Annotated in this window: 16 protein-coding genes, 1 tRNA gene and 2 pseudogenes; 13 read left to right on the top strand and 6 right to left on the bottom strand. The window is 65.4% G+C overall.

From position 1 onward, the window contains the following. Window positions 1–22: 22 nt before the first annotated feature. From QFZ33_RS22865 to QFZ33_RS22900, 8 genes and pseudogenes are all read left to right on the top strand, one after another. Window positions 23–2516: pseudogene (locus tag QFZ33_RS22865) on the top strand (GcvT family protein). 137 nt (window positions 2517–2653) lie between these two features. Further along, window positions 2654–3253 (top strand): annotated as a pseudogene (locus tag QFZ33_RS22870) (cyclodeaminase/cyclohydrolase family protein); the annotation flags it as partial. Beyond that, on the top strand, window positions 3250–4128 hold the full coding sequence (locus tag QFZ33_RS22875) for a bifunctional 5,10-methylenetetrahydrofolate dehydrogenase/5,10-methenyltetrahydrofolate cyclohydrolase (protein WP_307031271.1): 879 nt from the start codon (window positions 3250–3252) through the stop codon (window positions 4126–4128). The pseudogene QFZ33_RS22870 and the gene QFZ33_RS22875, both read left to right, overlap by 4 nt. Continuing rightward, window positions 4125–4373, top strand: a complete 249-nt coding sequence (locus QFZ33_RS22880) for a hypothetical protein (RefSeq protein WP_307031273.1) — start codon at window positions 4125–4127, stop codon at window positions 4371–4373. Before QFZ33_RS22875 ends, QFZ33_RS22880 begins: the two co-directional genes overlap by 4 nt. A gap of 47 nt (window positions 4374–4420) precedes the next feature. Next, entirely contained in the window at window positions 4421–6787 is a 2367-nt protein-coding gene (locus QFZ33_RS22885; protein WP_307031274.1) for an FdhF/YdeP family oxidoreductase, read from the top strand. Window positions 6788–7026: 239 nt separating this feature from the next. After that, window positions 7027–8319: a molybdopterin molybdotransferase MoeA gene (locus QFZ33_RS22890; protein WP_307031276.1), complete on the top strand. Its 1293-nt coding sequence runs from the start codon at window positions 7027–7029 to the stop codon at window positions 8317–8319. 3 nt (window positions 8320–8322) lie between these two features. Then, entirely contained in the window at window positions 8323–9216 is an 894-nt protein-coding gene (gene fdhD / locus QFZ33_RS22895; RefSeq protein WP_307031277.1) for a formate dehydrogenase accessory sulfurtransferase FdhD, read from the top strand. Between the two features lie 220 nt (window positions 9217–9436). Next, window positions 9437–10246 (top strand): IclR family transcriptional regulator, encoded by an 810-nt coding sequence (locus QFZ33_RS22900; RefSeq protein WP_307031279.1) that lies wholly within the window; start codon window positions 9437–9439, stop codon window positions 10244–10246. A 157-nt stretch (window positions 10247–10403) separates the two neighbouring features. On the opposite strand, the gene QFZ33_RS22905 is transcribed toward QFZ33_RS22900, so the two are convergent. From QFZ33_RS22905 to QFZ33_RS22915, 3 genes are read right to left on the bottom strand one after another with little or no spacing between them, the layout of a single operon-like run. Further along, window positions 10404–10703 carry an SRPBCC family protein gene (locus QFZ33_RS22905; RefSeq protein ID WP_373427318.1) on the bottom strand — a complete coding sequence of 100 codons (300 nt, stop codon included), beginning with the start codon at window positions 10701–10703 and terminating at the stop codon, window positions 10404–10406. Continuing rightward, window positions 10652–11446 carry an NAD(P)/FAD-dependent oxidoreductase gene (locus QFZ33_RS22910; RefSeq protein WP_373427319.1) on the bottom strand — a complete coding sequence of 265 codons (795 nt, stop codon included), beginning with the start codon at window positions 11444–11446 and terminating at the stop codon, window positions 10652–10654. The genes QFZ33_RS22905 and QFZ33_RS22910 overlap by 52 nt, the downstream gene beginning before the upstream one ends. 43 nt (window positions 11447–11489) lie before the next feature. Continuing rightward, the gene (locus tag QFZ33_RS22915) at window positions 11490–11669 is read right to left on the bottom strand and encodes an FAD-dependent oxidoreductase (RefSeq protein ID WP_307031283.1); all 180 of its coding nucleotides are present in this window, start codon (window positions 11667–11669) and stop codon (window positions 11490–11492) included. Window positions 11670–11909: 240 nt separating this feature from the next. On the opposite strand from QFZ33_RS22915, the gene QFZ33_RS22920 reads away from it, so the two are divergent. The 4 genes from QFZ33_RS22920 (at window position 11910) to QFZ33_RS22935 (ending at window position 16883) form a co-directional block, all read left to right on the top strand. Beyond that, window positions 11910–12260 (top strand): bifunctional 3-phenylpropionate/cinnamic acid dioxygenase ferredoxin subunit, encoded by a 351-nt coding sequence (locus tag QFZ33_RS22920; protein WP_307031285.1) that lies wholly within the window; start codon window positions 11910–11912, stop codon window positions 12258–12260. 122 nt (window positions 12261–12382) lie between these two features. After that, on the top strand, window positions 12383–13339 hold the full coding sequence (gene purU, locus QFZ33_RS22925; protein ID WP_307031287.1) for a formyltetrahydrofolate deformylase: 957 nt from the start codon (window positions 12383–12385) through the stop codon (window positions 13337–13339). A gap of 37 nt (window positions 13340–13376) precedes the next feature. Continuing rightward, window positions 13377–15884: a GcvT family protein gene (locus QFZ33_RS22930; RefSeq protein WP_307031289.1), complete on the top strand. Its 2508-nt coding sequence runs from the start codon at window positions 13377–13379 to the stop codon at window positions 15882–15884. Between the two features lie 873 nt (window positions 15885–16757). Then, the gene (locus QFZ33_RS22935; RefSeq protein ID WP_307031291.1) at window positions 16758–16883 is read left to right on the top strand and encodes a hypothetical protein; all 126 of its coding nucleotides are present in this window, start codon (window positions 16758–16760) and stop codon (window positions 16881–16883) included. Between the two features lie 140 nt (window positions 16884–17023). On the opposite strand, the gene QFZ33_RS22940 is transcribed toward QFZ33_RS22935, so the two are convergent. Further along, on the bottom strand, window positions 17024–17272 hold the full coding sequence (locus QFZ33_RS22940) for a hypothetical protein (RefSeq protein ID WP_307031292.1): 249 nt from the start codon (window positions 17270–17272) through the stop codon (window positions 17024–17026). A gap of 69 nt (window positions 17273–17341) precedes the next feature. Next, window positions 17342–17418: transfer RNA gene (locus QFZ33_RS22945), tRNA-Lys, on the bottom strand. A gap of 218 nt (window positions 17419–17636) precedes the next feature. Between QFZ33_RS22945 and QFZ33_RS22950 the strand changes: the two genes are divergently transcribed. Further along, a complete protein-coding gene (locus tag QFZ33_RS22950; protein WP_307031294.1) occupies window positions 17637–18062 on the top strand; it encodes an Hsp20/alpha crystallin family protein in 426 nt (141 codons plus the stop codon). Between the two features lie 531 nt (window positions 18063–18593). On the opposite strand, the gene QFZ33_RS22955 is transcribed toward QFZ33_RS22950, so the two are convergent. Further along, a complete protein-coding gene (locus QFZ33_RS22955) occupies window positions 18594–20948 on the bottom strand; it encodes an FdhF/YdeP family oxidoreductase (protein WP_307031297.1) in 2355 nt (784 codons plus the stop codon). Between the last annotated feature and the right edge of the window lie 42 nt (window positions 20949–20990).

Here is a 20990-nt window from a genome sequence, read left to right on the forward strand (position 1 = left end):
CCTAAATCAGCAGGAGAACCACATGGCATCAACGCCTCGAATCGTCATCATCGGAGCTGGCATTGTCGGCACGAACCTGGCCGACGAACTGGTCGCCCGGGGATGGAACAACATCACAGTGCTGGACCAGGGCCCGCTGAACATGCCCGGAGGATCCACCTCCCACGCTCCAGGCCTGGTCTTCCAGACCAATCCGTCCAAGACCATGGCATCATTTGCCAAGTACACGGTGGAAAAGCTGCTGTCCCTGACAGAGGACGGCGTCAGCTGCTTCAACCAGGTGGGCGGCCTGGAAGTCGCCACCACCGAAACCCGGCTCGCCGACCTTAAGCGCAAGCTGGGCTACGCAGCCTCCTGGGGAATCGAAGGACGGATCCTCTCCTCCGCCGAGTGCAAGGAGCTCTACCCGCTCCTCGACGACGAGAACATCCTGGGCGGCCTCCACGTGCCGAGCGATGGCCTGGCAAGCGCCGCGCGTGCCGTGCAGCTGCTGATCAAGCGCACTGAAGCCGCGGGCGTGAAGTACCGCGGCTCCACCACCGTGACGGGGATCGAGCAGTCCGGGCGACGCGTTACCGGCGTCGAGACCTCCGAGGGCGTCATTCCGGCCGACATTGTCATCTCGTGCGCCGGCTTCTGGGGCGCGAAGATCGGTGCCATGATCGGCATGGCGGTTCCCCTGCTTCCTCTGGCCCACCAGTACGTCAAGACCACCGCGGTACCCCAGTTGAGCGGCCGCAATGAGCTGCCGAACGGAGCCACGCTGCCGATCCTTCGCCACCAGGACCAGGACCTCTACTACCGCGAGCACGGCGAACGCTACGGCATCGGCTCCTATGCCCACCGCCCCATGCCCGTCGACCTCGACACTCTGGGAACCTATGCCCCCGAGACCGTCAGCGAACACAACATGCCTTCCCGGCTGGACTTCACCCTGGAGGACTTCCTGCCGGCCTGGGAGGCCTCGAAGCAGCTTCTTCCCGGACTGGCAGAATGCGAAATCGAGGATGGCTTCAACGGCATCTTCTCTTTCACCCCGGATGGCGGACCGCTCCTTGGCGAGTCCAAGGAACTCGACGGTTTCTATGTCGCAGAAGCCGTCTGGGTAACGCACTCCGCGGGCGTTGCCAAGGCGATGGCAGAACTTCTGACCACCGGCAAGTCCGAAACCGACCTGGGCGAGTGTGACATCACCCGCTTCGAGGACGTCCAGCTCACCCCCGAGTACGTCAGCGAGACCTCGCAGCAGAACTTTGTGGAGATTTACGATGTCCTCCACCCGCTCCAGCCCAAGCTATCGCCCCGCAATCTGCGCGTGAGCCCGTTCCACGCCCGGCACAAGGAACTGGGGGCCACCTTCCTGGAGTCCGGCGGGTGGGAGCGGCCGTACTGGTTCGAATCAAACGCTGCCCTTCTCAAAGAGATGCCGGCGGAATGGCTGCCGCCGGCCCGGGACGCATGGTCCAACATGTTCAGCTCCCCCATTGCCGCCGCCGAAGCGTGGAAAACCCGCACGGCTGTCGCCATGTATGACATGACGCCACTGAAGCGGCTGGAAGTGTCCGGTCCCGGAGCCTTGAAACTGCTTCAGGAGCTGACGACGGCGGACCTGGACAAGAAGCCCGGGGCGGTCACCTACACCCTCCTGCTCGACCACTCCGGCGGCGTGCGAAGCGACATCACCGTGGCCCGCCTGAGCGAGGACACCTTCCAGCTCGGAGCCAACGGCAACATCGACACCGCCTACTTCACGCGTGCTGCCCGGCACCAGACGCAAAGCGGGTCCGCTTCTGACTGGGTCCAGGTGCGCGACACCACGGGCGGCACCTGCTGCATCGGCCTCTGGGGTCCCCTGGCCCGCGATCTGGTCAGCAAGGTCAGCGAGGATGATTTCTCCAACGACGGCCTGAAGTATTTCCGGGCAAAGAGCGTCGTCATCGGCGGGGTCCCGGTCACGGCCATGCGGCTGTCCTACGTTGGCGAACTTGGCTGGGAGCTGTACACCAGCGCGGACAACGGACAGCGGCTGTGGGATGCGCTGTGGCAGGCAGGACAGCCCTTCGGAGTCATCGCGGCCGGACGGGCGGCGTTCAGCTCCCTGCGCCTCGAAAAGGGCTACCGCTCCTGGGGATGCGGACATGACCACGGAGCACGACCCCTTCGAAGCAGGCCTCGGATTCGCCGTCAAGATGGCCAAGGAGAGCTTCATCGGCAAGGGCGCACTCGAAGGCCGGACCGAGGAGGGCTCCGCCCGCCGGCTGCGGTGCCTGACGATCGACGACGGCCGGTCCATTGTCCTGGGCAAGGAGCCCGTGTTCTACAAGGAACAGGCAGTCGGGTACGTGACCAGCGCCGCTTACGCGTACACCGTGGCCAAGCCAATTGCCTACACCTACCTCCCGGCCGCCGTTTCGGTGGGCGATTCCGTCGAGATCGAGTACTTCGGGCGGCGTATCACGGCCACTGTTTCGGAAGAGCCGTTGTACGACCCGAAAATGACCAGGCTCCGCGGCTAAGCACCGCAGGGCCCTTCGGGGCCACGCAGCCCGGCCCATCCTCGCAACGGGAGCCGGGCTGCGTGCAGCCCCCTTTCCGCTCCAGCCTCTACCAGCCCAGGAATGAACAAATGATCGGTTCAGAAACAATTAATGACTACCTCGGCAGGCTTGCCTCGCGGAAGCCCACCCCTGGTGGCGGCGCGGCCGCGGCGCTCCACGCGGCGCAAGGTGCGGCCCTGGTGGCGATGGTGGCACGGTTCAGCACCGGCGGCAAATATGAGCAGCACGCAGAGACAACGTCCAGAATCATTGCGGCCGCCGACCGGCTCATCGGCGAGACACTGGGGCTGGCCGACGCCGACGAAGCCGCCTTCAAAGCTGTGATTGCCTCTTACAAGCTGCCCGCCGCAAGCGACCCTGAGCGGAAGGCGCGTGCAGCGGCCATCAATGACGCACTTGGCCAGGCCGCCCAGCCGCCGGCCCGCCTGATCAGGCTGTCAGGAGCCGTCGTGGAGCTCGCGGCCGAACTTCTGGATATTGCGAACCCGAATGTCATCAGCGACATTGCCGCAGCAGCGGACGCCGCCAGGGCAGCGGCGACCACAGCCCGCGTCAACATCGACATCAACGTAGTAGCCATCAAGGACGCCCCGGCGCGCGCCGCACTGGCAGAACAAACCGACGGCCTTGAAGAAAAAGTCATTCTGGCGGCTGACTCGCTTTCACGCCAGGTACGGGAAAGGATCCACCGATGACTGCAACCCTGCTCTCCGGCAAGCCTCTTGCCAAACTGATCCAGCAGAAGGCCCAGACCGAAGCCAAGGCCCTGTCCGAAGAGGGCTCATACCCCACCCTCGCCGTCGTGGTTGCGACCGAGGACAGCTCCACGCACTGGTACGTGCGCTCCATAGAGCGCGCCGCGGAAAACGCCGGCATCGGCTGCAGGGTCATCGACGTCGGTCATGACGCGACCGAACAGGTGCTCATCTCCGTGCTGAAGGACCTCAGCGCAGAGCCTTCCGTCAATGGCATCATTCTGCAGACTCCCCTGCCTCCCGGCGTCAAAACCCAGGAACTGGTCCAGTACATCGCCCCGGAAAAGGACATCGACGGCGCTAACCCGTTGAGCCTGGGACTTCTCGCCGTAGGGGAACGCGCCTTCGCCCCGGCCACGGCACGCGCCGTCGTTGAAATGCTGGACCACTTCGAGATCCCGGTGGCGGGCCGCAACGTGGTGGTGGTTGGCCGTTCCACCGTGGTCGGCAAGCCGCTGTCCCTGCTGCTGTTGGGAAAGGACGCCACCACCACCGTCTGCCACTCGAAGTCCGGCCCCCTCGGGAAGTACACCAAGGATGCCGACATCGTGGTTGTTGCCGCGGGCCGCACCGGGTTGCTCTCCGGGACGGATGTTTCGGAGCATTCAGTGGTCATCGATGTGGGAACCAACGTGCTTTCCGACGGCTCGCTCGCCGGCGACGTCGACGAAGCCAGTGTCCGGCCGGTCGCTGCCGCGTTGACGCCTGTCCCCGGCGGTGTCGGCTCAGTTACCACGGCACTGCTGCTTCTCCACACCTCCGAGGCTGCGCGCGAACAGTCACGTGCAGCCCGGACGCCGGTCCTCACGCCATGACCGAGGCAGTCATGGCGCGCAGCACCGCGCCTCAGCCCACCAGCACCAAGGTCGTGGCGGACTGGAACGCGCTCATGCCAGGCGATTTCGTCACCGTGCTGGAGTCGTACACGGTTCCCCACAGCGGCTGGATCGACGACGTGACCGAGGATGGCCGCATCGTTTGGCTGCTTCTGGCCTTCGGGGGCGGCCGTCGCATGTTCTTCCGCGAGGACGGCGACATCATCACGGTCGAAGTTCCCTAGTCAACGCACGCCCTCATTGCCCGGCAAAAGGATTTAAGGAAGAGCCAATGGCGTCTAAAGCCCCACGCGAGAACATCGACGAGTCAAAGCTGACCGTCAGCAAGCCCAAAACCAAGGCCGTGGGCATCCCCGCGGTGGCCAACGCCCTGAAAATCTCGCTGGAGCAGATGGGTCCCCTGCGCAGCGTCCAGACGCTGATGGCCGTCAACCAGATCGACGGGTTTGACTGCATGGGCTGCGCCTGGCCGGAACATGAGAAGCGCAATGCGGCCGAATTCTGCGAGAACGGTGCGAAGGCGGTGGCGGAGGAAGCTACCCGCCGCCGTGTCAGCCCGGAGTTTTTCGCCACGCATTCCGTCGCCGAGCTGAAGACACGCGATGACTACTGGCTGGGGCAGCAGGGAAGGCTGACCCACCCGATGGTCCTGGATGAGGGCGCAACCCACTACAGGCCCATCGACTGGGACGACGCCCTGGAGCTCATCGCCCAGGAACTCAGGGACATGGACCACCCCGACCAGAGCGTTTTCTACACTTCCGGACGGACTTCCAACGAGGCGGCGTTCGTGTACCAGCTGCTCGTCCGCGGCGTGGGCACGAACAACCTCCCGGACTGTTCAAACATGTGCCACGAGTCCTCCGGGTCCGCACTGGTGGAGACCATAGGCATTGGCAAGGGTTCTGTCAGCCTGAAGGACCTGGAGACGGCATCCCTCATCTTCGTGGCGGGCCAGAACCCGGGCACGAACCACCCGCGCATGCTCAGTGCCCTGGAGAAGGCAAAGAAAAACGGCGCCGCAATCGTATCCGTCAATCCGCTCCCCGAGGCCGGGCTCCTGCACTTCGAGAACCCGCAGACCGTCGTGGGAACGCTGGTGGGCACGCAGCTGACTGATGACTTCCTGCAGATCAGGGCCGGCGGCGACCAGGCACTCTTCCAAGGCCTCGGGAAATACCTGCTGGACGCAGAACGTGCCGGCAGGAACACCCCTGGCCTGTCCACGGTTTTTGACCATGACTTCATCAGCAACCATACGGTGGGCCTCGAGTCATACCTTTCGCAGCTGGAACAGGTGCAGTGGGACGACATAGTCGAGGCGACCGGCCTGACCATGGAACAGATCAACGCCACCGGTGAACGGCTCCTGGCGTCAGGCTCCACCATCGTCTGCTGGGCCATGGGCCTGACGCAGCACAAGCACTCAGTCCCCACCCTGCGCGACGTCGTCAATGTCCTGCTGCTGCAGGGCAACATCGGCAAGCCCGGAGCGGGAGTCTGTCCGGTTCGCGGACACTCCAATGTCCAGGGCGACCGGACCATGGGCATCTTCGAACGGATGCCCGAGAGCTTCCACGACCGGCTGGACCAGGAATTCCAGTTCCATTCGCCGCGGGCGCACGGCTACGACACCGTCGCCGCAATCCGGGCAATGCGTGACGGCAAGGTCAGGCTGTTCATGGGCATGGGCGGGAACTTCGTGCGGGCGGCTCCGGACTCGGATGCCACCGAGAAGGCCCTTGCCAATACCCGGCTGACCGTGCAGATCTCGACGAAACTGAATCATTCGCACCTGTCGACAGGAAAGCGCGCCCTGATCCTCCCAACGCTGGGCCGCACCGAGAGGGACACCCAGCGGTCCGGTGACCAGAGGGTCACCGTGGAGGATTCCATGAGCGCAGTTCATGCGTCCCGTGGCCGGCTCAAGCCCGCCAGCGAGCACCTGATGTCCGAGGTGGCCATCGTCTGCAACCTCGCGCACAGGGTGTTCACGGACGCCAATGGCCAGCCCCGTCCCAACACGCCGGTGGCGGACTGGCTCTCGCTCCGGGACGACTATTCCCTGGTCAGGAAGCACATCGAGGCCGCCATCGATGGCTTTGAGAATTTCGAGGAGAGAATCCAGCACCCCGGCGGCTTCGTTCTGCCCCACCCGCCACGGGACAACAGGGAATTCAAGACCCTGTCGGGCAAGGCGCACTTCACGTCCAATGCCCTGGAGTACCTTCGGGTTCCCCCCGGCCGGCTGATCCTGCAGACCCTGCGTTCCCACGACCAGTACAACACCACGATCTACGGAAAGGACGACCGGTACCGTGGAATCCACGGCGGCCGGCGCGTGGTGCTGGTCAGCGAGGCGGACATCGCCGAGCTGGGCTATGCCGACGGCGACATGGTGGACCTGGTTTCAGAGTTCCGGGGCACAGAACGCAGGGCGGAGAACTTCCGGATCGTGGGCTACTCGACGCCGAAGGGGTGCGCAGCCGCGTACTACCCGGAAACCAACGTCCTGGTGCCGCTGGACTCCGTGGCCGACACCAGTGGAACCCCAACGTCCAAGTCCGTCGTCGTCCGGCTGGAACCGGCAGGAGTTAAGGCAGGGGAAAATAAGATGCTTGCAACCCTTCCGCACTGATATATCTTTACGATATATTTGGAATATCAGCGTGACCGCCGACAGTGCGGGCCCAGCCCGCCAAGGGCATAGAGCTGTTTCGTTTCCCGTAAACGGTGTTTCGGAGGCCTGAAATACCTGGGGAGGTAAGCGCCGGAGCACCGCTTTCGGGAAACGAAACAGCAGCGGCAGGCATGTCTTTTAGGACGTCGCGCCAGGCGGGACGACAGCCCGGCAACCATCCAACGAGGGGACGACCAGTGGTAGCTCTAGCCCTTCAAACCGTCAACAGGTCCGGCGGGGATGGCGGGCGGGCCGCTCACGGGGAGCACACTTGGGCGGAAGCACGCCGTCTGGCTTTCGACTGCGCCAGCCCCCTTGGACCGGAGCGTATCCCGCTTGGGGAGGCGAACGGCAGAACCTTGGCGGCCGACGTCGTCGCGCTGCAGGAGATGCCCCACTACGCTTCATCCGCCATGGACGGCTGGACGGTTAGCGGTGACGGCCCCTGGACATTGACGGAACCGGGAAAGCCCCTCCGCAACGGAGAGGCCAGCCCTGTCGTCACAGGTGGGGTCATACAGCCAGGTTCCCAGGCGGTGCTCCGTGTTGAGAGCGGACGGCTTGCAACGGACGCGGGCGGCCGGGCCATATTGCTGGTGGGAGACGGGGCCTCCCCGGGCGAACCCCGCCCGGGCCAGCACATCCGCAGGTCGGGCGAGGAAGCGGCAGCCGGCGAGGTGCTGATCCCTGCCGGGACGGCGTTGAACCCTGCGCATATCGCCCTGGCCGCCGTCGCCGGCTTCGACCAGTTGACAGTGCGCGGCAAGCCACTGGTCAAGATGCTGGTCACCGGCTCTGAGGTGGTCACGGCCAGAATCCCGGCACCGGGACAGGTCAGGGACGCCTTCGGGCCACAGCTCAGCACAGTCATCCAAATGCTTGGGGGTGTCCCGGGGCCACTGGTCCGGATCGGGGACTCCTACGAGGAATGGCTCACGGCACTGGGTGCCGCCGAAGCGCCGATGGGACAGTGGCCCGACGTCGTGGTGACCACCGGTGGTACAGGGCGCTCGGGCGCTGACCATTTCCGGAATGCCGTGGTAGCGCTCGGCGGGCGACTCCTTATCGACGGCATCGCCATGCGGCCCGGCCACCCTGCCGCCCTGGGCAAACTGCCCAACGGGCGGTTCGTCCTCGGGCTTCCCGGCAACCCGCTCGCCGCCCTCATGGCGCTCTTCACCGTTGGCGGTCCGCTGCTGGCCGCCCTCGGCCACCAGCCGATGCCCGGCATCAGCCGGGTGCCGTGCGGCACCACCATCGACGCCCACCGTGCGTCCACCCGGCTCATGCCTTTCCGCTGGGTCAAGGACCTGGCGACTCCCGCCCACTACACCGGCCCCGGGATGATGCGCGGACTGGCCACCGCCGACGGCGTCATGGTGGTTCCGTCCCGCGGCGTTCAGTTGGGTGAGCCGGTTCCGGCATTTGCGCTCCCCTGGCGCCCGGAGCTTCGGCCGCCGCTTCCCGGCAAATTGATCTGGGAGGATTAGGCAATGGCACGCATGACCCAGCGACGGAAGGTCCACCGCTACCTGCTGGACGGCTCCGAAGCCGCCATGGAATATCCTGTGCGGCTGCGCGAAGACGTGCTGGCGGCGGAGGAACCGCTGGAAATCCGCTTCGGAAACCTGTCCTTTGCCGTGACCATGCGGACCCCCGGCGATGACTTTGACCTCGTTGCGGGTTTTCTCGTCTCGGAAGGCATCATCGCCAGCCAGGCGGATCTCGTTTCGCTGCGCTTCTGCGCCGGCGAGGACGAAACCGGCAGGCAGACGTTCAATGTGGTCGAAGCGCAGTTCCGTCCCGGCCTGGCACTGCCGGACACCGGCAGGCACGTTTACACGTCAAGCTCCTGCGGCATCTGCGGCAGCACATCCATCGAGGCCGTCCGCAAGACCCTCACCTACGACGTGCACGGGGACCAGCTGCGCGTGCCGATCGACGTCATAGCGCGTCTGCCCGAACAACTGCGCGAAGCCCAGGCGCTTTTCGACAAGACCGGCGGCGTCCACGCAGCAGGGCTGTTCAAGATCGGTGACCGGGGCGAAGCGGAGCTGCTTTGCCTCCGCGAGGACGTGGGCCGGCACAATGCCGTGGACAAGGTGATCGGTTGGGCGCTGCGCGAAGGGCTTCTGCCGTTGCGCGGAACCGTCCTGCAGGTCTCGGGCAGGGCGTCATTCGAGCTCGTGCAAAAGGCTGCCCTCGCCGGCATCCCGGTTCTGGCCGCGGTCAGCGCACCCTCAAGCCTGGCAGCGGACCTCGCCGCCGACACCGGTGTAACCCTTGTGGGCTTCAGCCGGGGCAAGAGCCTCAACGCGTATGTGGGCCAGGAAAGGCTGGTACCCCCACCAGCGGCTCCTGCGCTAACGAGCCCCAAAATCGGCTGACATTCCAGATAGCTTCAGGAACCCCGCCACGGCACAGTGACCCGTTCACAGCCGCGGCGGGGTTCCATGTTTCCGGGATTCCCTGCGTCCGGGGAATAAGCGCTGTGTTCAGGAAGATGACGCCCGTGTGTCCGACGCAGTCTAGGATCAGACGTGTGAAGCAGGCGGGATGGTGCAAAGCCTGGCGGCTGGTCACGGCGACAACATGGGAGCACCTCTGATGGCTGCGAGAGACGAACCAGGGAACGACAGGGATGCGGACGCCAAAGGCGGAGGCGGCGTTCAGTCCGTAGACCGCGCCCTCCAGATCTTGGAAATCATCGCCAGGGACGGACACGCAGGCGTCAGTGACATCGCCGACGAAATGGGAGTTCACAAGTCCACCGTTTCGCGGCTGCTCGGCTCGCTGGTGTCCAGGGAGATAGTGCGGCAGAACAATGACCGCGGCAAGTATCAGCTGGGATTCGGCATCCTTCGCCTGGCGAGCTCCATTCCCGGCCGGCTGAGCCTGGTCCACGAGGCGCGTCCCACCCTGGAGAGCCTCGCGGAGCAATACAAGGAAACCGTCAACCTCGCCGTCCTGCGTTCCAGCTACGCGGTGAACGTCGACCAGGCCATGGGCCCGTCAACGCTGGCAACATCCGACTGGGTGGGCAGCCTCACGCCCCTCCACGCCACCTCCAGCGGCAAAGTACTGCTGGCAGCCCTGCCGGTTGAAGAACGGTCCCGCATTCTCCAGGAGGTGGGCCTTCCGGCCCGCACCCCGCGGACCATCACGGACAGGGATGCCTTGGAGAACCAGCTCCTCGACGTTTCCCGCGACGGTTACGCCGTTGTTCATGAGGAATTCGAAATCGGCCTAAACGCAGTTGCCGTGCCCGTTTACAACCACTTCGGGACGGTCATCGGGGCCGTCAGCATCTCGGGGCCTGCCTTCCGCTTCAACCCCGAAAATACGCCCGGCTTGATCCAGGGCCTCCGGGACGCTGGCCTGAGCATCAGCGGAAAGATGGGCTACACACACCGATGACCCCGGACCGAGGGTCCGGGGTCATCGAAACCGCCGCTGGTTGAGCCTGTCGAAACCAAGCCGCTGGTTCCTGTCGAAACCAAGCCGCTGGTTGAGCCTGCCGAAACCTTGATTTCGACAGGCTCAATCAGCGAACCCTCAGGCTCAATCAGCGGTTCTAGGTCGCCGGGGTCGGTGCGGCTTCTTTGCGTTCGAGGGTCTCAGCCCGTTCCTCCAGCGGCGGGGTGCTGTCGGTGATGCCCAGCAGCGCCTCACCGGACAGCTCGACGTCGCCAACCTTTTCGTGGATCCAGTCGTGGAAAGCGCCGATGTGGTGCTCGGACGGGACGAGCACGCCGCCCTTGGAGTAGACCTTGGAGGCCATGCCCGGCTGGCAGCGTTCGCACGCGTCGAAGTCCTGCATGTTCACCCGGTGGAACAGTTCCACCGATGCGGTGACGTCCTTGCCGGACTCCACGACGGAGGGCAGGTACAGCCAGTCGCATTCGACGATCGTGTCGGCTGCGCCGGGGAGTCGCTGTCCAGCAGGGCCCGCACAGCCAGCGCCGCCCGCTCCAGGGCACCCGTCCAGTGCTCCACCCGGCGGTGCCTGTCCACCGCAGCATCGAACCACGCGGCACAGTCCCCCACCGCCACAATGCCCGGAACACTGGTGCGCCCCGTCGCATCACACAGCACACCGCCGTCGACCTCCACCCCGGAACCGGTGAGCCATTCAACGTTCGGTTCCGCGCCGATCCCTACCACCACAGCGTCCGCAGCCACGAACGTCCCATCGCCCAGCCGAAGGCCGGTCACGTTTCCTTCACCTGCGTAGAAGTCCTCAATAACGGCCGATGAGATGAGCCGGACGCCTTTGGCGGCGTGCAGGCCGGCCACCACCGACCCCATCTCCATGCCCAACTGGGCTGCAAAGGGCACCGGCTTGGTGTCAACGAGGGTGACGTCCATGCCGCGTGAAGCGGCGGAAGAGGCGACCTCGGCACCGACGAAGCCCGCACCGATAACGGCCATCTTGCTTCCCGGCACGAGTTCCGGCGCCAGGCTTTGCGCGTCGGCGAGGGTGCGCAAGGAGAAGACGTTGCTCAAGCCGGCCAGGGCCGGCAACTGGCGGGCCCGCGCGCCGGTGGCGATGACGATGCCATCGGCCTGGACAACTTGGCCGTCAGCCAGACCGATGGTTTTTGTAGCCGCGTCCAAGGAGACCGCACGTGCCCCCAGCAGCCATTCGGCGTCGAGGTCGTCAGTTTCGGTCGGCCGTGATTGATCCCAGCAGGAAGTCCTTGGAGAGCGGCGGCCTGTCATACGGACGGTGCTCTTCATCGCCGATGATGACGAGCCGTCCGGTGAAGCCTTGGGCGCGGGCTGCCCGCGCGGCGGAAAGACCGGCCAGGGAAGCTCCCACGATCGCAAGCGTCTCCATATTCACACCCTCTTTCAATTGCTATTGGCGCAACAACAATCGCTATCTGCAACAGAGTGATCCAAGCCACGGCGACTGTCAAGAGGTCGGTGTCTCATTAACGCGGGCACGCGTAATTGGACCGTCAACCCTTGACAAAACAGTGTGAGCGAAAGCACGCTGTTGCATATTACGACGGCAGTTGATCCATTCGGAACAAGATGCCAAAGCCCATCTACCTCCCCACGAGAAGAGGCACCCATGCACAAGGCATGCCCGCTCAGCGAACTGGCACCAGGGGAAGCCCTGCGCCTGAACACCGCACCGCCCATCGCTGTCTTCCACACCGAGGAAGGCGAACTCTTCGCCATTGATGACACCTGCACCCACCAGGACGCCTCGCTGACCGACGGCTGGGTGGAAGGCTGTGAGGTCGAATGCCCGCTGCACGCCTCGAAGTTCAATCTCCGTACCGGGCAGGTTGATGCACCGCCGGCCAAACTTCCCGTCCGCACCCACGAAGTCACCGTTGTGGACGGCGACATCATGGTCATCGAGTCCGAGGCGGCGCCCAATCTTCCCCCTGGGCTGACAGTGAACGGCCACATCTAAGCCGATCCGCTCTGCTACACCCTCGCCTCCGCCCGTAACTGTTGACACGCGTCCCTCCGCAGCAGGGACAGGGTCACCGAAGCCCCTCAACCTCCACTGCTGCTACCCCTTAGGAGAAAATCTTGTCCACAGTCCTTGAAGGCGCGCCCGCGGCCGGTGCCAGCGCCAAAGCCCGTAGCGCCGAGTTTGTCCTCACCCTCGCCTGCCCCGAACGGCCGGGCATCGTCCGCGCCATCACCACGTTTTTGGCCGACCGCGGTTTCGACATCGTGGAGCACCAGCAGTTCGACGACCACGTCAGCGGCAAGCTCTACCTGCGGACCGCGTTCACCGCAACCGGTGATCGAGCCAGTCGAGATCCAGGTTTCGACAACCTCAACCAGCGGGACGGCCTCACCCAGCAGACCGCCGAAAGCCTCAGCTCCGAGTTCGCCGCCATCGCCGGCGAATTCGGCATGGACTTCAGCATCCACGACGGCCGCCCGCAGCGGTTGCTGGTCATGGTCTCGAAGTTCGGCCACTGCCTGAACGACCTCATCTTCCGGTGGCGGGCGGGAAGCTTGGGTGCGGAGATCGCCGTCGTGGTTTCCAACCACGAGGACCTGCGGCCCATGGCCGAGGCGGCCGGACTGCCCTTCATCCACCTGCCGGTTACGGCCGGCACCAAGCCCGAGGCCGAGGCCCGCCTGCTGGAGCTGGTGGCCGAATACGACGCCGACCTTGTGGTGCTGGCCCGCTACATGCAGGTGCTGTCCAATGACCTCTGCGGCAAGCTGCGCGGACGGGCCATCAACATCCACCACTCGTTCCTGCCCGGCTTCAAAGGTGCGAAGCCTTACCACCAGGCCTACGACCGCGGGGTAAAAATGGTCGGTGCGACGGCGCATTATGTCACCGCGGACCTTGATGAGGGCCCCATCATCGAACAGGAGGTCCTCCGGGTGGACCACGCCCTCGACCCGGACGCGCTGGTGACAGTGGGCCGGGATGCGGAGACCCAGGCGCTCTCCCGCGCGGTGAAGTGGCACTGCCAGCACCGCGTCCTGCTCAACAAGACCCGCACCGTCGTATTCCGCTAACTTTCCCGCTAACGCGAAACCAGGAGAACCACACACCATGAGCGCAACACCTCGCGTCGTCATCATCGGCGCCGGCATCGTCGGCACCAACCTCGCGGACGAGCTGGCCAGCCGCGGCTGGGACAAGATCACCGTCGTCGAACAGGGTCCGCTGGAACTGGCCGGCGGCTCCACCTCGCACGCCCCCGGCCTCGTGTTCCAGACCAACCCGTCCAAGACCATGACGGAATTCGCGAGCTACACGGTCAACAAGCTGCTCTCCCTCACCGACGGCGGGGTGTCTTGCTTCAACCAGCTCGGCGGGCTGGAACTGGCCACCACGGAAGACCGGCTCGAGGACCTCAAGCGGAAGCTCGGGTATGCCACCTCCTGGGGCGTGGAGGGCCGGATCATCGACGCCGACGAGTGCGAGAAGCACTACCCGCTGCTGAACAGCGGGACCCTGGCCGACGGGCGGCGCATCCTGGGCGGCCTGCACGTGCCCAGTGACGGCCTGGCCTCGGCGGCGCGGGCGGTGCAGCTGCTCATCAGCCGCACCCGCGAGGCCGGCGTGACCTACCTCGGCTCCACTACGGTCACCGGCATCTCGCAGTCGGGCGGCAAGGTCACCGGCGTCGAGACGCCCTCCGGCGTGATCCCGGCCGACATCGTGGTGTCCTGCGCCGGCTTCTGGGGCCGTGAAATCGGAAAGCTCATCGGGCTCAAGGTGCCGCTGCTGCCGCTGGCCCACCAGTACGTCAAGACCACGCCGCTGAAGGAACTGCGCGGCCTCAACGAACTGCCCAACGGCGCCCGCCTGCCCATCCTGCGCTACCAGGACCGCGACCTGTACTTCCGCGAGCACGGCGACCGGATCGGCATCGGCAGCTACGCCCACCGGCCCATGCCGGTGGACATGGAGCAGCTGCCGCGAATCGGCGCCGAAGAGATGTCCGAACACCGGATGCCCTCCCGCCTGGACTTCACCCTGGCAGACTTCGCGCCGTCGTGGGAGGACTGCCAGGACCTGCTGCCGGGCCTGCACGCCACACAGATCCAGGACGGCTTCAACGGCATCTTCTCCTTCACCCCGGACGGCGGCCCGCTCATGGGCGAGGCGCCGGAGCTTGACGGCTTCTTCGTCGCCGAGGCTGTCTGGGTGACCCACTCGGCCGGCGTCGCCAAGGCCATGGCCGAGCTCCTCATCGAAGGCCAGCCCGAGACCGACCTGCACGGCTGCGAGCTCTCCCGCTTCGAGAAGGTGCAGACCAGCGACGAGTACGTCAGTGAGACCTCGCAGCAGAACTTCGTGGAGATCTACGACGTCATGCACCCGCTGCAGCCCAAGGAATCCCCGCGGGACGTGCGCGTCAGCCCGTTCAACATCCGGCAGAAGGAACTCGGCGCGTTCTTCCTCGAGGCTTCCGCCTGGGAGCGCCCGCACTGGTTCGAGGCCAACCGCGCCCTGCTGGACGAACTGCCGGCCGAGTGGCAGACCCCGGAGCGGGACGATTGGTCCGCCATGTTCTCCTCCCCCATCTCCGCGGCCGAAGCGTGGAAGACGCGTACCGCCGTCGCGCTGTACGACATGACGCCACTGAAGCGGCTGGCCGTCAACGGCCCGGGCGCCCAGGCGCTGCTGCACCGGCTGAGCACCGGCAACATCGCCAAGAAGCCGGGGGCGGTGACCTACTGCCTGCTGCTGGCGGACGACGGCGGCATCCGCAGCGACGTGACCGTCGCCCGGCTCGGTGAGGAGGACTTCCAGCTGGGTGTAAACGGCAATGTGGACTTCGACTACCTGCGCGTGGAGGCCCGGAAGCAGTCGGCCGCGGATCCGGCGAAGTGGGTGCACGTCACCGACATCACCGGCAGCACCTGCTGCATCGGCCTGTGGGGCCCGCTGGCGCGCGAAGTCATCGGCAAGGTCAGCACCGACGACCTCACCAATGACGGCCTGAAGTACTTCCGCACCAAGGAGATTTCGGTGGGCGGCATACCCGTCACAGCCATGCGCCTGTCCTACGTGGGCGAGCTCGGCTGGGAGCTGTACACCACCGCCGAATACGGCCTGAAGCTCTGGGACCTGCTCTTCGAGGCGGGCCGCGAGCACGGCATCATCGCCGCCGGCCGCGGCGCCTTCAACAGCATGCGCCTGGAGAAGGGCTACCGCCTCTGGGGCACGGACGTGACCACCGAGCACCACCCGTACCAGTCCGGCCTCGGCTTCTCGGTGGCGAAGGACAAGGAAGGCTACGTGGGGGCCCAGGCCCTGGTGGCACTCAAGGAACAGCCCGCCGAGAAGGTGCTGCGCTGCCTGACGGTCGACGACGGCACGTCCATCGTGCTGGGCAAGGAACCCGTGTTCGTGGGCGGGGTAGCCTCCGGTTACGTCACCAGCGCCGCGTACGGCTACTCGATCCGCAAGCCGATCGCCTACGCCTGGCTGCCCGCCGCAGTTTCCGAGGGCGACGCCGTGGAGATCGAGTACTTCGGCCGCCGCGTCCCCGCCACGGTCAGCGCCGAGCCGCTGTTCGACCCCGGCATGGAGCGCCTCCGCGGCTGAGGCCCGGCAGGGCTCGCCGTCCTGACCCCCTTCGCGCCCAGAACGACGGCGACACACCGGTGAATCCGGAGTGTCGCCGTCGTTCTTGGTTATGAAGAGGTCAGGAGGGCTGCGGGAAACTGTCGGGAATTGAACTCTGTCCAGCGGTAGCGCGGGGGCGTACCGTGTGAGCGTGAATGAGTTGTCGTTGCCGCGGCGTTGGGCCCCGGCAGTGAGCGCGAGCCCAGTCTCAGAACAGGTTGCCGTCGCCCAAGAGCTCCTCTACGGCCGACAGTCGACTGGGCCCGGCGCAGCCCCTTCCACACGGGCGTCCTCGGTCACTCAGCCCATCCCCCGCTTACTGATGTGACGCTTGGGTGCTGGACGGGCGCTTCCAGTCACGACATAGCCGGAGGAAGTCAGGCGCGTTCGGTGCCACGCTTCTGGTCGGTGCGGGGCTGGTGGCGGCCGGACCCACCTCTATCGCGGGCACCGGGGACTGGGCTGAAATGACAGGCGCCGAGCGCCGGATTCCGGGGCGGCCATTTGGCGCTCAACCGGGGAACGGCCCGAAGGACCAGTGGCAGAGAGAGCCTTCCTGACCCGCCTGAAATTTGAGCCCTCATTTCCGGCGGCAGATGCGCGAATCCCTCATCCAGTGACAACCCAATTCGAACGCCGATAGTTGATATTCGGTCAAGCCGTGAAGGACTGGCAGCAGAGAAGAACCGCGCGGCACGAGCCAGTTGCGCGGGGTTCTTCTCGGTGGTTTCGAACACGTACGTGACGGAGTGCTGAGACCGACGACGGAGCTGGGTGCCGGCTGGCATGGGGGACACCAGCGGCCGTCCGCCGCCGGCCGGTTCCAATTTTACGCCGGGTATCCGGCGAAAAATGGTTGGTCCAGAGGTGCCGGAGCAGGGCCAGGCGTATGCAGGGGTCCAGGTCCTGCTGGGCGAGGATCCCGCCAATCAGCTGCGTGAGCTGATGAATGCCCTGTGGACAGTTGCACCTCTGTAGGGTTTTCCACCCTACGTCCCCACCGTGGCTGTTTGTGAACGCCAATAATGACCTTCGTCAACCAAAAGCCGGCAGGGGTCGCCTGTTCGCTCTTCCTGGTGGCCCGGGCGTTGGATCTGCCATGTCACGTGCGCCGACCGCTAGGACAAACCTGTGATCCGCGGTTGGTTCCAGGCCGGTTCGCGGCCGGGAGTGTTGCGGCTGAGCAGGTCCAGCAGTTCGCCTTGGTCCAAACCACTGGCTTCACTGACCTCAGCAAGGGTCGCGTCCCCGGTGCGCAGCAGCGCCGCCGAGGATTCCCGCAATGTTCGGTGGGCCACGTCCAGGGCGGTCTGGGTGGCCGCCATGACCGCCGCGAGTGCCCGCAACCTTTGGAGTTCTGGGTTCATGTCTCATGCACCGCCTTCCATCTTGAACCGCGCCCGGACCGGAAACCCCCACTACTGTCCGTCCGGAGATGCGCCCGGCGGGGCTCGAACCCCACGACCCGAGGATCAAAAAGTCCCCTGCTCTTCCGGCTGAGCTACGGGTGCGCCCTGCCCTGCACGCATGTGATCTTCCCGGAAATCGCTCACAACCCTCAAAGAATCTATATCGACTGCTATAGATTTATTAGCACTGGCGAAGGGTGTCCGCAAGGGTTTTTCTGGCGCGAGAATTGACGCGAAAGCTCTTGCAGGGGGCAATGGACAGTGCTATTAAATCTATGTCAGCGGATACAGATCCGATCGAAGATGATCAAGGAGGTATGGGATGTTGATGTTCGATCCTTTCCGTCAGCTCGACCGCCTCGCCGAACAGGTGCTGGGCACCGTGGCCCATCCTGCAGCCATGCCGATGGATGCATGGCGGGAAGGGAATGACTATGTCTTTGCCCTGGATCTGCCGGGCGTGGACCTTGATTCCATGGACTTGGGCGTGGACAAAAACGTTCTGACGGTCCGCGCCGAACGGAAGGACACGGCCGGAAAAGACGTCGAGATGGTGGCCTCCGAGCGGCCCCGGGGTGTCTTCAGCCGCCAACTCGTTCTCGGGGATGCCATGGAGACCGATAAAATCACGGCAAACTACGACGCGGGCGTCCTGACCCTACGAATCCCCGTGGCTGCCCAAGCAAAGCCGCGGAAAATCGAAATAGAGACCAAGGGAGGCCAGCAGCACCAAATCAACGCGGCCTAACAGACCGGGACGGGCTCCCCCGTTACACGCTAACGCTGCCTCTTCAGGCGGCTGGCACCAGAAGGAAACGCCACCGCGCTTGTAGCGCACATGCAGCAGCAGCGCACGGGCCGTCCCAGCGGCGGTCCCCGGCCGCCCGCGGCGCCGGGGACCGTTCGCCACTCGAGGTCGACGGTCAGTTATATCCTTCGCGCATCGTCGGGGCGCGGGCGCCGCACCCCCAGACCGCGCAAGAAGCAAATGCCGCCGGGACGGCAACGCGCAATGCCGTCGAATCCCGCATCGGCCATCCCGGCCAACGCCTTGGCGTCCGGCATGAGCGCTCTGGGCTCCCGCAGTCCTGTCAACAAGCCGGCGCCGGGTCAGACGCGCCGTCGCCTTCACTTCGTTTTTATCCACCCGGCGGGTCTCGCTCCCTGGGACAAGCTCAGCCCCTCAACGCAGCAATGGCTCATCGACAATCCAGGATCCGCATTCATTTCCGGGCCAGCCCTCGCCGCCCCCGGTCGAAACTACCGAAGTGCGAAACGGTTAGCCTGCTGTGGCCATCTCGAGCGCCTCGCCGGCCGCGGCAGCCGCTACCCCGCCGGCGTGCGGTTCGAAGCGCACAAACATGGCCTTGAAGCCGGGGGTGTTCGACACCCGGGCCACGTTTTCCTTGTGGACCAGAGCGTTTGCCTCCGGGAAGTACGCCGCGGCGCAGCCCTTGGCCGTGGGGTAGGCCACCAGCCGGAACTTCTCGGCTCGGCGGTCCGTGCCCTGGAAGGTGCTCACCACGTCCACGAGGTCGCGGTCCTGGAAGCCCTGCTCCGTGAGGTCCTCCGGGTGCACCAGGATCACGCGGCGGCCGCCGGAGATGCCGCGGTAACGGTCGTCCAGGCCGTAGAAGGTGGTGTTGTACTGGTCGTGGCTGCGGATGGTCTGCAGCACCAGATGTCCGGCCGGCGGCGTGAGGTACTCCAGCGGGCTGACCGTGAAGCGGCCGCGGCCGATGTCCGTCGCGAAGGAGCGGGTGTCGCGCGGCGGGTTGGGCAGCACAAAGCCGTTCTTCGTCCGGACGCGCGCGTTGAAGTCCTCGAACCCTGGCAGCACCCGGGAGATGTGGTCGCGGACCACGTCATAGTCCTCGGCCATGACCTTCCAGTCGACCGGGTGGTCCGGGCCGAACGTTGCCTCGGCCATCCTGGCCACGATGACGGGTTCGGCCAGCAGGTGCTCGGATACCGGCAGCAGCCTGCCCTGGGTGGAGTGGACCACGGACATGGAGTCCTCCACGGACAGGAACTGGGCGCCCTTGGGGTGCTTGTCGTCCTTGTCCGTGCGGCCCAGGGTGGGAAGGATGAGCGAGGTGCGGCCGTGCACCACATGCGACCGGTTGGGCTTGGTGGAGATGTGCACGGTCAGGCCGATCCGCTGCATCCCGGCTTCCAGGGTCTCGGTGTCCGAGCACGCCAGCGAGAAGTTTCCGCCCATGGACACGAACACGTCCACCTCGTCGCGCTCGAAGGCCTCCATGGACTCCACGGCGTCGTGGCCGTGGTGCCGCGGTGACTCGATGCCGAACTCCTTGTCGAGCGCGTCGAGCAGCCATTCCTTCGGCTTCTCCCAGATGCCCATGGTCCGGTCGCCCTGGACATTGGAATGTCCGCGCACCGGGCACGCGCCGGCACCGGGCTTGCCGAAGTTGCCCTGCAGCAGCAGGACGTTGACCATTTCCTTGATGGTGTCCACCGAGTGCGGCTGCTGGGTCACGCCCAGCGCCCAGCAGAAGATGCTGGCCTTGGACGCCACCACCATCCCGGCCACGTCCTCGATCTGCTTCCGGCTCAGGCCGGTGGCCCGTTCCGTCTCTTCCCAGTCCAGGTCCCGGCGCGCTTCCCGGTACGCGTCGAAGCCGTCAGTCTGCGCCGCAATGAAGGAATGGTCGACGACGGTCCCCGGGTTTTGCTCCTCGGCCCGCAGCAGCAGGTGGCCCAGCGCCTGGAACAGGGCGAGGTCCCCGCCCACCTTGATCTGCAGGTATTCGTCGGCCAGCGGCGTGCCGCCGCCCACTACGCCGGAGATGGTCTGGGGGTCCTTGAAGTTGAAGAGGCCGGCCTCGGGCAACGGGTTCACCGCCACCACCTTGCCGCCCTTGTCCTTGCACTCCTTGAGCGCGGACAGCATGCGGGGATGGTTGGTGCCGGGGTTCTGCCCCACCACGAAGATGAGCTCCGAGTCGTGGATGTCCTCCAGCGAGACGGTGCCCTTGCCGATGCCGATGGTCGGATTCAGCGCGGAACCCGAGGACTCGTGGCACATGTTGGAGCAGTCCGGCAGGTTGTTGGTGCCCAGGGACCGGGCGAACAGCTGGTACATGAACGCCGTCTCGTTGGCCGTGCGGCCCGAGGTGTAGAAGACGCAGCGGTCAGGGGTGCTGGCGCGGATGTGCTCGCCGATCAGCTCGAAGGCATCCGCCCAGGAGATCGGCGAGTAGTGCGTCTCCCCCTCCCGGATAACCACCGGTTCGCTCAGCCGGCCCTGGTTTCCCAGCCAGTACTCGGTCTTCTCCGCCAGTTCGGCGATGGAATGCTTCGCCCAGAACGCCGCCCCCACGGTCCGCAGGGTGTTCTCCTCGGCCACGGCCTTGGCGCCGTTCTCGCAGAACTCGGCTGCCTTGCGCTTCTTGTCAGACTCCGGCCACGCACAACCGGGGCAGTCGAAACCGCCGCGCTGGTTGAGCCGCAGCAGTGACTGCGCCGTACGGGTCACGCCGGCCTGCGCCACGGCGCGTTCCAGCGCCACCATCACGGCCTTGACGCCGGCGGCTTCGGTCTTCGGCTTGTGGACTTCGAGCTCGTCCTCGTTGATGTCCGCGACGGGGGCGGGCTGCTTCCCGAACTTCATTGTTCCAACTTCCTAACCGGCTGCTTTCGTGCCTGTTGTGAT

Origin of the sequence: Arthrobacter globiformis, from assembly GCF_030815865.1 — a bacterium.
In the GTDB taxonomy this organism is placed as follows: Bacteria; Actinomycetota; Actinomycetes; order Actinomycetales; family Micrococcaceae; genus Arthrobacter; species Arthrobacter globiformis_B.

What these genes read in the sequence shown, in the direction of transcription:
- QFZ33_RS22875 (WP_307031271.1), top strand. Translation starts at nt 3,250, where the DNA reads ATGACTGCAACCCTGCTCTCCGGCAAGCCTCTTGCCAAACTGATCCAG.
- QFZ33_RS22880 (WP_307031273.1), top strand. Translation starts at nt 4,125, where the DNA reads ATGACCGAGGCAGTCATGGCGCGCAGCACCGCGCCTCAGCCCACCAGC.
- QFZ33_RS22885 (WP_307031274.1), top strand. Translation starts at nt 4,421, where the DNA reads ATGGCGTCTAAAGCCCCACGCGAGAACATCGACGAGTCAAAGCTGACC.
- fdhD (WP_307031277.1), top strand. Translation starts at nt 8,323, where the DNA reads ATGGCACGCATGACCCAGCGACGGAAGGTCCACCGCTACCTGCTGGAC.
- QFZ33_RS22900 (WP_307031279.1), top strand. Translation starts at nt 9,437, where the DNA reads ATGGCTGCGAGAGACGAACCAGGGAACGACAGGGATGCGGACGCCAAA.
- QFZ33_RS22915 (WP_307031283.1), bottom strand. Translation starts at nt 11,669, where the DNA reads ATGGAGACGCTTGCGATCGTGGGAGCTTCCCTGGCCGGTCTTTCCGCC.
- QFZ33_RS22920 (WP_307031285.1), top strand. Translation starts at nt 11,910, where the DNA reads ATGCACAAGGCATGCCCGCTCAGCGAACTGGCACCAGGGGAAGCCCTG.
- QFZ33_RS22930 (WP_307031289.1), top strand. Translation starts at nt 13,377, where the DNA reads ATGAGCGCAACACCTCGCGTCGTCATCATCGGCGCCGGCATCGTCGGC.
- QFZ33_RS22935 (WP_307031291.1), top strand. Translation starts at nt 16,758, where the DNA reads ATGGTTGGTCCAGAGGTGCCGGAGCAGGGCCAGGCGTATGCAGGGGTC.
- QFZ33_RS22940 (WP_307031292.1), bottom strand. Translation starts at nt 17,272, where the DNA reads ATGAACCCAGAACTCCAAAGGTTGCGGGCACTCGCGGCGGTCATGGCG.
- QFZ33_RS22950 (WP_307031294.1), top strand. Translation starts at nt 17,637, where the DNA reads ATGTTGATGTTCGATCCTTTCCGTCAGCTCGACCGCCTCGCCGAACAG.
- QFZ33_RS22955 (WP_307031297.1), bottom strand. Translation starts at nt 20,948, where the DNA reads ATGAAGTTCGGGAAGCAGCCCGCCCCCGTCGCGGACATCAACGAGGAC.